This window comes from Mycobacterium sp. (assembly GCF_052145595.1).
Lineage (GTDB): Bacteria > Actinomycetota > Actinomycetes > Mycobacteriales > Mycobacteriaceae > Mycobacterium.
Genome location: NZ_JBKQOI010000337.1, coordinates 24495 through 31049 on the forward strand (window position 1 = coordinate 24495; position 6555 = coordinate 31049).

Annotated in this window: 4 protein-coding genes and 2 pseudogenes; all 6 read right to left on the minus strand. The window is 67.2% G+C overall.

Translation table 11 applies throughout. The annotated features are described in order from the left end of the window. Window positions 1-22: 22 nt before the first annotated feature. Complete coding sequence (locus ACLP4W_RS28100) at window positions 23-1243, minus strand: N-acetylmuramoyl-L-alanine amidase (RefSeq protein ID WP_442390628.1); 1221 nt, start codon at window positions 1241-1243, stop codon at window positions 23-25. A gap of 130 nt (window positions 1244-1373) precedes the next feature. After that, the gene (gene trxA / locus ACLP4W_RS28105; RefSeq protein WP_442390629.1) at window positions 1374-1727 is read right to left on the minus strand and encodes a thioredoxin; all 354 of its coding nucleotides are present in this window, start codon (window positions 1725-1727) and stop codon (window positions 1374-1376) included. Beyond that, a pseudogene (gene trxB, locus ACLP4W_RS28110) lies at window positions 1724-2772 on the minus strand (thioredoxin-disulfide reductase). The gene trxA and the pseudogene trxB overlap by 4 nt, the downstream one beginning before the upstream one ends. Window positions 2773-2873: 101 nt before the next feature. Beyond that, window positions 2874-3635, minus strand: coding sequence for a hypothetical protein (locus ACLP4W_RS28115; RefSeq protein ID WP_442390630.1), 762 nt, complete (start codon window positions 3633-3635; stop codon window positions 2874-2876). 49 nt (window positions 3636-3684) lie between these two features. Next, the gene (gene sigM / locus ACLP4W_RS28120; RefSeq protein WP_442390631.1) at window positions 3685-4281 is read right to left on the minus strand and encodes an RNA polymerase sigma factor SigM; all 597 of its coding nucleotides are present in this window, start codon (window positions 4279-4281) and stop codon (window positions 3685-3687) included. Window positions 4282-4359: 78 nt separating this feature from the next. Next, window positions 4360-6555, minus strand: a pseudogene (locus ACLP4W_RS28125) (murein biosynthesis protein MurJ); the annotation flags it as partial.

Consider the following 6555-nt stretch of genomic DNA (forward strand, 5'->3'; position numbering starts at 1 on the left):
CACCGCAGGTCACCCAGAGTGGTTAGGAACCGCCCAGCCTGCTCGCCCGCTCCACCGCCAATTCGTGAGCGAGCAGCTCGGCGAAGGTGAACGTGCCGGTGGGCCGATCGTTCTTGCCCAGTAGATAAAGTCGCTTGACCGCGGCGAGGATGCCTTCGGCGATCGCGTCGCGAGTCTGCGTCGAGACCAGCATCGTGCGATCGCGCGGGTTGGTGATGTAGCCGATGTCGACCTGAACGGTCGGCATTCGAGTCAGTCGCAGTAGATCCCACGTCCGTCCGTGTGTCCGACAATCCCGTAAACCGGTGCGGGCCACAACTTCTCGCTGAATGAAGTCGGCGAGATTGCGGCCGATGGTAGAGACGGAACCATGTGAGTTTCCGAAGTGGAACGAGGCCACGCCGTTGGCCGAGGTGCTGACCTGAGATTCGCAGCGCAGGCTGATCATCAGATCTGCGCCAACGTGATTGGCCGTAGCGGCGCGTTCGGCGTCCGACGGACTGCGATTGGTCGGTCGCGACAGGAAGGTCTCCATACCGATGGCGGTCATCCGTCCCTCAAGCCGACTCGCCAAGTCCCACAACACATCCGCTTCGCTGACGGGTCCGGCCGGACCCTGGATGATGGAGCCGTGGTCCGCGCCGCCGCGGCCCGGATCGATGATAATGCGCTTGCCCGACAGCTTGGGGCCCGATCGGCGAACGAGCTCTTCCTCGCGAATGGCGTGCGGCGAGCCGCCCGTGACCCGCGAACTCAGAAAGTACAAGGAGCGCAGCGTTTCTGGGCCACAAATGCCGTCGGCGGCGAGCCCATACTCGCGCTGATACGACATCAAAGCTTTGTGGGTCTGCAGGCCGAAATACCCGTCGACCAGGCCGGTGTAGAACCCGAGGTCCTGCAGCCGCGCCTGCAGCGTGGCGACGTCGTCACCGTACAGCGGAGCGCCGAATTGGTGATACAGCGTGCGCGCGCCGAGTCGGTAAGAGGCTTCCTTCAGGGCCCGGTAGGTGGCCTCGCCGACGATGCCGTCGACCAACAGACCGCGTTGCTGCTGGAAGGCACGCACCGCCTGGTCGAGCTCGGCGTCGAAAAACTCAAGGGCCACATGCCGGCCTGTGGTCAGGTCTTCGTCTGGATTGTCCAGCAGCCCTAACGAGGCCAGCTTAGCCCGGATTTCGGTCACAGCAGCGCTGCGGTCACCACGGCGCAACGCATCGCCGTCTTCACGGCGCGGACTCGACATACCAAGGGCCCTCCGGGACAAACTGACAGTTTGAATACGGGCAACAACTAACATTCATTGTCGCAGACACTGCTCAATTTCCGGAAAACCCCAGGCTAACCGCGAGGCGCGCTGCGCGAAGCGGTTGGGGTCAGGTCAGGTTGGGAACCGCGTCGGAAAGCTCACGCAGCAGCGCCGCCTTGCCCTTGGCGCCGACGATCCGCTTCACCGGTTGGCCATCCTTGAACAGGATCATCGTGGGGATCGAGACCACCTGGAAATCCCGCGCTGTTTCAGGGTTGGCGTCAACGTCGAGCTTGGCGACGGTCAGCTGGCCGGCCCGCTCGCTTGCGATTTCCTCGAGGACCGGCGCGACCATCTTGCACGGTCCGCACCACGTTGCCCAAAAGTCAACCAGCACAGGCTTATTGCTGGACAGCACGTCGGTGGAAAAAGACGCGTCAGAGACTTCTATTGTGGTCCCTGCCTTTTCGGCATCGGTCATCGTGATGCTCCAATCAATGTGTCGGTACCTTCAGCGTTTCCAACTGCCGCTGTGCCGTCGCGGCCGGGCCTGACTCCTGCTCGGCCAGCCAGCGTTCCGCGTCGATGGCCGCGGCGCAGCCACTTCCCGCGGCGGTGACCGCTTGCCGGTAGGTCCGGTCCACGAGGTCGCCGGCCGCGAACACGCCGTCGAGAGAGGTGCTGGTGGTGCGTCCCCGCACAAGGACGTAGCCCTCGTGGTCGACTTCGACGGCATCGCGCACCAGGGCTGAACGCGGCTCGTGACCGATCGCGACGAAAACGCCGGTCACCGCCAGGGTGGTCTCCTTGCCAGTGACGGTGTCGCGCAACCGCAATCCGGTGACGGACTCGGCCCCATCGACCGCGACCACGGTGTGATTGGTGATGATTTTAATCTTGTCGTTGGTACGGGCCCGCTCGAGCATGATCTTCGAGGCCCGGAACTCCTCGCGCCGGTGCACCAGGGTGACGCTACGAGCAAACCGGGTCAAAAAGGTGGCTTCCTCCATCGCCGAGTCGCCACCCCCAATCACGGCGATGTCCTGGTCGCGGAAGAAAAACCCGTCGCAGGTGGCACACGAGCTGACCCCACGACCCAGCAACTCCTGCTCGCCGGGCACGTGCAGGTACCGCGCCGCGGCACCCATGGCCAAAATCACGGCGCGGGCCCGGTGGGTCTCCCCGTCGGCGGTGACGACCGATTTCACCGGCCCGTCCAGCGACACCGACTCGATGTCGTCCATCCGCAAATCCGCCCCGAACCGCAGCGCCTGCTCACGCATCTCGTCCATCAACTCCGGGCCGGTGATGCCGTCGCGGAAGCCGGGGTAGTTCTCCACCTCCGTCGTGGTCATCAGCGCCCCACCGTAAGACGTGCCCTCAAACACCAGCGGTGCCAGCTGCGCGCGAGCCGTGTAGAGGGCTGCGGTGTACCCGGCGGGGCCGGAACCGATGACGATGACTTCATGGACAACTTCGTGGAGTTTGTTGTCATAAGCGTCGTGAGCAGGAGTGGCGGCGGTCATACGAACCTTTCAGGTACTGAAGCTACGTCTACGAACGCCAGCGTAGGTGCGGGTGTTCCCGCGGGCTTGGGCACTACGGAAGCACAACACATGGCACCACACTAAGGGCGGGGGACCTGCGTGCTGGCCAACAAGCCGGTGTCGGCGGCGCTGCAGTTCAGCGCCACCGCAAAGACCGCCAGGTTGTCGGGCGTGTCTGCGGGCAACACCAGCAGTATCCCGGGGCGGGCATTGATTTCGATCGGTCGCGCTCCGAGCACCTGCGTGGCCGCCGGATAGCCGAGGCCGCTGAGACAGGAGGCGCGCCGTGGTGGGTCGCTGAGCGGGCCTCCGATCGGGCCGAAGTCCGGACCGCGGTTGAGCAGGCCGAGAATCTCGGCCTGAGATAGCGGGATCGCCATCGGCGGCGCCGACACCGTGATGTGTTCGGCGGTGACCGGGGAGCTGGGCGTGGGCCCGGGCGCCTTGATCAGTGCCGCGGTTCCCACGCCGATCGCCGCGAGCACCGCGCCCGCGCCGACCGCGCCCGCGATTACCCTCGCGGGTCGGATGTGCGGCCGGGCCGAATGCGCGGCGGCGGGGCGTGAATCGCTTCGACCCGCCGCGTTGAGCGCCGCCGAGACTCGGGCGCTGACCTCTGGCGGGACATCCGGCGCCGATGCCGGGTCGGTGCCCGTGGTGGCGACGTCACAGCGCACCCGATTCAAGGCGCGCAGGATTTCTTCGGCCTCCGGGTCTTCGCGGACCCGTTTACGCACCCGGGCCGCGGAATCGTCGTCCAGCAGACCGGCCTGCAGATCGGCGAGAAGCTCGACCGTCAGCGGCGGGTCCGCGTCGGCTTTCCCATGATCTGCAGGATCCATCCGCCCCAGTGTCCGTCATGCACCGCCGGACGGCCATGCGCGGGGCTTCTTACGGGGACTGCCGCCGCCCGGCAGGGGGGTCGGGCTTGGCGTGGGCTCCCGCGCTGACATAACCGAGCAGCTTGGCGAGGCGAACTCGGGCGCGGGCGCATCGGCTCTTGACGGTGCCCTCGGCAACTCCCAGCAGTGCGGCGGTGTCGGCAACCGAATAGCCCAGCATGTCGACGGCCGCCACCGCCGCCCGCTGCTCGACGGGAAGCCGCATCAACGCCCGCTGCACCACGATGGCCGTCTCGACCTGAGCCGTCCGATCGGCTACCGGGTGGATGTCCTCTAACGGGGCGGTCGGGTGGGCTTTGGTGCGCCGGAGCCGGTCCAGGCAGGCGTTGACCACGATGCGGTGCAGCCAACTGCCGACCGCGGCGTCATGTCGAAAGGAACTTGCGCCGCGGTGCGCCGAGAGCATCGCGTCCTGCAGCGCATCCTCCGCGTCCTCGGGCGTGCGGGTGGTGAGCCGGGCCAGCCGGTGCAGCTGCCGTTGGTGACGGTGGAACAACTCGCCGAAGGCGTAGCGGTCACCCGCAACGTGGGCTGCCAGCAGTTCGGCGTCACTGCGTTCCCGCTGGTTGTTACCCCCGAAACCCACGGTCGGACAGTAACCAATCGGTTGCCGCGCGGCACTTCACCTTCGGGGGCCGCTGTGAGTTTCGCAACGAGCTCCCGCTCAGGACGCGGCCTGGACCGTGATTTCCGAGATAGCCGTTTTGCTCTTGCCGTCGGTGGTCCCCAACGTCGAGATCCAGACCAGCAGATTCGATGTCGGCGCGCCGGCCTTGACCGCGATGGTGTTGTGCCCGGGCTTAACTGCGGTGGCCGGCGTCAGCACCGTGGTGTCTTCCAATTTCGACGGCGTCGGCGTGGACGAGGAGCGAATCTCGACCTTGGTTCCGGTGCTGGAAACGTCGAGGGAGACAGCGCCGACCACGGTGGGGTTCGGCAACTGCAACATCAACCCGACGCCGTTCTTGAAGCTGGGGAACGGGACGGCGTCGGTATAAGTGTCGGTTTCCCAGGCCGTCGCCGGATCGCCGTCGATCGCCAGCCCGGCCTGTCCCGGGTTGTCGGCCTCGCCGTCGGGCGAAAAGACCGTTGCCTTGGCCGGTTTGACGATGCTGCCCGCGGGGGCCGAACCGACCGACGACGACGCCGACGATGAGGGTGCGTTCAGCCCGAGCTCGTCTTTGTTCAGGCCGCCGCCGAGGTTGCCGAAGATCTTGCTCACCACCGTCCCCAGCACCAGCAGGGCCACCACGATGACGGCAAGGGCGGCGCCGACACCGATCAGCACGTTGCGGCGTCGTCGTACGAACGCCGCGTATTCCCGGCCGGGTGCTACGCGAGAGGCGGGCACGGCTGGCGAATCGTCGATCGGACCGAGTATCTCTGTGCGGTCGGCCACCGCGGTCGCTTGCTGTAGCAAGTTCAAAAGCGTTGAAGCACTGCGTATTCCGCCGTCTTCCTGAACCGCACGAACAGCGACGGCGGAAATCTGGAAGGGGATGTCGGAGTCGATGATCATTGGTTCGACGGGATTGCCCGCGGAATCCCGCTCCGCCCGTGCCAGCCCGCTGCGCACCCCAGACTCCGGCAGCGGCCAGCGATTGATCAATAGGGCATACAGCGCGCCGCCGATTCCGCGGATGTCGTCCTGCGGGTTGGCGTCGGGCATGGTCGCGGGATAGGCCAGCACCACGTCGCCTTCGATGCTGACCCGCACCCGGCTGGGATGGTCGATCGACAGGGCTACGCCGGCGCGATGGGCCGCGTCAGCGGCGGCGGCCAGCGACTGCATTGCCCGGACGGCACCGACGGGCGACGGTGAGGTGTCGGCCACCTCCTGCAACGAGCCACCGCGAATCCACTCCGCGACCACCAAGCCGCCGGCGCCGGTGTGGACCACGTCGAGCACCCGGGCGACACCGGGCTTGTCGATGCGGCTGAGCCGCAGGGTGCGGGACAGGATCTCCTGCAGCACGTCGTCGGGCAGGGCCCCGTCCGGATCGACGAAGGTCAATGCGACCTGCCGGTCGAGCGCGGTGTCCAGCGCCTGCCAGAACTGCAGGGGAGGCGCGCCGCCGTGGAAGACCAGCAGCCGATACCGGCCACCGGCGATGCGGGCGCCGGGAACCAAGTGGACATCCTCCGAAGGCGCCGACGATTCCGCACCGCGCTCGCGGGGCGCGTCGAAGGGGATGGGCCCACGGGCGGATTCGGGCGATAGATTGCCATTTTTCAGCTGGGCGGACGGGCGGGGCGCCGCGGGTCCGGGCTCGTTACCAGCTGGAATGTCGGGCTGGAAGTCGTCGGCGACCGGCCGCGGCAGCTCGGCGCCTGACCCCGAGCCGGATCCACCGGTGGGTGCGGCGCTCTCCGTTGGGCGGTCGGTCACCTCCGGTCCTTTCGCTACCCGGGCTATCGGTGCCCGCTCCGGAGGCGTGCGCCGGATCGGTTCCTGGAGCGCATTTGCCCCCGGCCGGGACGAATTCCTCTGCTCAGAGTACGTGACGGGGCCCCGCTGAGACGATCGATCCGGCACAGTCGCTTTGCGAGGGCCCGGCGCCCCGCTCTGGCCCCCGCGGCCGCCCGGAATTCGGCGCCTGACGGCGGCCAGCGCTGCCTGCGCGTCGGGAACCCGCGCGCGGAGCATGACCGTGGCCAGGATCGGCAGCATGATGGTTGCCAGCAGGAACAGGCGCAGCAGCGAACCCGCGCCGCCGTGCGCCGTCAGCCGGCCCAGCCCCAGCAGCCGATCGGCCACATAAGCCACCACACCGGCCAGCATCGACGCGACGATCGTCACCAGGATTGTCCGCACCTCACCGACGCCGATCAGCTGGCCACCAGCGGGTAGCAGGGCGTG